The 2,861-nt window shown below is 42.0% G+C and carries 1 protein-coding gene and 2 tRNA genes; 2 read left to right on the forward strand and 1 reads right to left on the reverse strand.

What is annotated here, in order from left to right; translation table 11 throughout:
- Positions 1–274: 274 nt before the first annotated feature.
- Positions 275–351, forward strand: a tRNA-Arg gene (locus ABNS04_RS12385).
- Between the two features lie 95 nt (positions 352–446).
- Positions 447–523, forward strand: a tRNA-Arg gene (locus ABNS04_RS12390).
- Positions 524–622: 99 nt separating this feature from the next.
- On the opposite strand, the gene ABNS04_RS12395 is transcribed toward ABNS04_RS12390, so the two are convergent.
- Positions 623–2,638: a TonB-dependent receptor gene (locus tag ABNS04_RS12395; RefSeq protein WP_348671600.1), complete on the reverse strand. Its 2,016-nt coding sequence runs from the start codon at positions 2,636–2,638 to the stop codon at positions 623–625.
- Positions 2,639–2,861 lie beyond the last annotated feature (223 nt).

Here is a 2,861-nt window from a genome sequence, read left to right on the forward strand (position 1 = left end):
AGTACCTGGCTACGAACCAGGCGGTCGGAGGTTCGAATCCTCCCGCGTCCGCCATATTTGAAACTCACATCGAGTATAAAGATACAAATTTGGTCGGAGGTTCACTCTTTCAAGAGACGTCCCACATCCGCCATATTTGAAACTCACATCGAGTATAATGATACAAATTTGGTCGGAGGTTCACTCTTTCAAGAGACGTCCCGCGTCCGCCATATTTGAAAGCTCACATCGAGTATAAAGATAAAATCATTGCAAGATTATAAAATGCAACTGCGGACGCGTAGCTCAGCTGGATAGAGTACCTGGCTACGAACCAGGCGGTCGGAGGTTCGAATCCTCCCGCGTCCGCCACTTTCTCTTAGAAAGTGACATAAGCCGACAAGCTGTCGGTTTTTTTGTCTTTAAGACATGGTCAGTGCGCGACTTAAACATGCGAAACATACTGCGGACGCGTAGCTCAGCTGGATAGAGTACCTGGCTACGAACCAGGCGGTCGGAGGTTCGAATCCTCCCGCGTCCGCCACTTTCTATTTGAAAGTGACATAAACCGACGAAAGTCGGTTTTTTTGTGCCTGCAATTCGCGTAGGTGTGGTTGTAGGAGCGACTTCAGTCGTGAATTCTTTAAAATAAAAAACTCATGCTTAATCGAACTGTGCGTGGCTCAATGGGGTGAAAGTGATTATCTTCTACCCCTTCTGTTGGTTCGCCCGCTAGTCTTGATGAGTAGTAGTAATCAATGTCATGGTCATTACTATCAAACAAGTTAAGCAATTCAAGTTCTGCTTTCCAATGAGTTTGCTGATAACTCACTAAACCATTTACCACAGTTAAAGGCTCTGAACGTTTGCTGCCATCATCACTCAACATACGTTTACCTATATGGCGTAAACGTAATGAGCTTTGCCACTGTTGTGCAAACTGCCAGCTAATCCCGGCACTTGCAACCACTGGTACAGCTCCCTCAATACGGTTGTTGTTATTGCTAATGTCTAAACGAGAATACGTAAATGACGCTTCTGCATCTAAGCTTAATGTGTCACTAAGCCAGTAGTAGGCACTTAGTTCTATACCATAGCGCTGTGATGCATCACTGGCCTCAGTGTTACCTGCATCACCAACAAACAACAATTCTGAGTCGAGTTCTAGCCACCAAAGGGCTGCAGAAAAGTTAAATTGTTGCTCATCGAAGTAGCGCAACCCTAACTCTGCACCGTTACTCTTAACGAGTAAGTCTACGGTGTTTGTTGCCTCAAGTGTTACTGGGTCTTGAGCAATGGTTGCACCACGAGCATCATTTGAATGAAAAGACTGCCCCCAGTTTGCATAACCAGCAAGGTTATCAGTAAATAAGTAAGTTAGACTCGCCTTAAAGCCGAGTAAATCATCATCTGCATCTCCAGAATTTAAACTGTTGTCGCTATCAACGTGAGCATCTAAATAATCATATCTAACACCAAGGGTTGCCTCTAACTGTTGGCTTAAATGAAGTTGTGTTTGCCAGTATGCTGTATAGCTTGTTTCCTCGACACTGTCTTGTCGTACTGTTGAAAGGTACTTTCGGGCTTGTGTATTGTATAGGCCAACTTTATTCACATTATCATGCCGAAGCTCTGTTCCAACGGTATGATTAACGGGAATATCACCTACATTAGCTGTAAATTGATAGCTTAGTGTTCCACCTGAGATAGTGCGATTATCTCGTTGGTTAAACTGATCGCCATTAATTGGATCATTAAGGAAATATGAGAAGTTAGAGTATAAATTTAGCTCGTAGTCGATGAGGTATGCACTTACTGATAAGTTTTGTCCTTGCCAATTTGTCGATAAGCTATACCGACTTGACTCTCCGCCAAGTGTTTTATCGAGTGAGCCAAGCTCTGAAATGATACCTTGCTCAATAGCCCTTTGCGGGATCTGATCTGCTGAATTCCAACTGTTGTCATAAGCCATTGCCGTAATTGATAAGTTACCTTGTTCTGAATCACGACTATAACGTAGCAATGCGTTTTTTTTATTAACGTCTTCATTAATATCCTGCCAAGGCCCATCATAAACTTGCCACTCTGTTGCGCCTACCAGTTTGCCACTACCGATTGAGGTACTCCCTAATGCAACACCTCTATAGAAGTTATCTTCTCCTACAGTGATACTGAGCTGATCATGTTTAGGGTTGTCAGATAAATGAAAATAAGCACTGCCAGCCGTTGAAAAGTCGCCTTGGCGCACATCATAACTGCCTTTTTGATAACTAACAGTGGCAATTGTTTCTGGAATTATAAAGTTTAAGTCAGTATAGCCTTGCCCATGACCATGACTGCGCATATTGATAGGCATACCATCAATGTTCGTGGCAAAGTCTGTTCCATGATCAAGATTAAAGCCACGAATAAAATATTGATTCGCTTTTCCAGAGCCGCTGTGTTGGGTGACAGCCATACCGGGAATTAACTCAAGCAATTCAGTAGACCGAAGCATGGGTCTATTTTCTATTTCACCCTGACCAATAATACCGCTAGAGGCGCTTATAGACTCACCAATTAATCCAGTACGGTGACCATAAACCGTTATTTTTTCTATATTAGCAAACGCGTTAAAAGAGCAGCAGAAGGTTACAACACTGATACATAGCTTATTCATTTGAAAGATCCTTATTTGAAAGGTGCTAATCAACAAACGAGTAATTGCTAATATTGGATGCAAGAAACGTTTAAAAAATTGAGTTAATTTGCTTCATGGTCAATTTGTGTTAGATTTAATAAAATATTCCAAAAATAATAACAAGTGGGAATTTTATTTTATGTATGTGAAAGGTGCATATCAAAACAGGCTGGCTATAAGTTGCACCCTGATACTCTTGGCA

Origin of the sequence: uncultured Idiomarina sp. (assembly GCF_964010655.1) — a bacterium.
GTDB lineage: Bacteria > Pseudomonadota > Gammaproteobacteria > Enterobacterales > Alteromonadaceae > Idiomarina > Idiomarina baltica.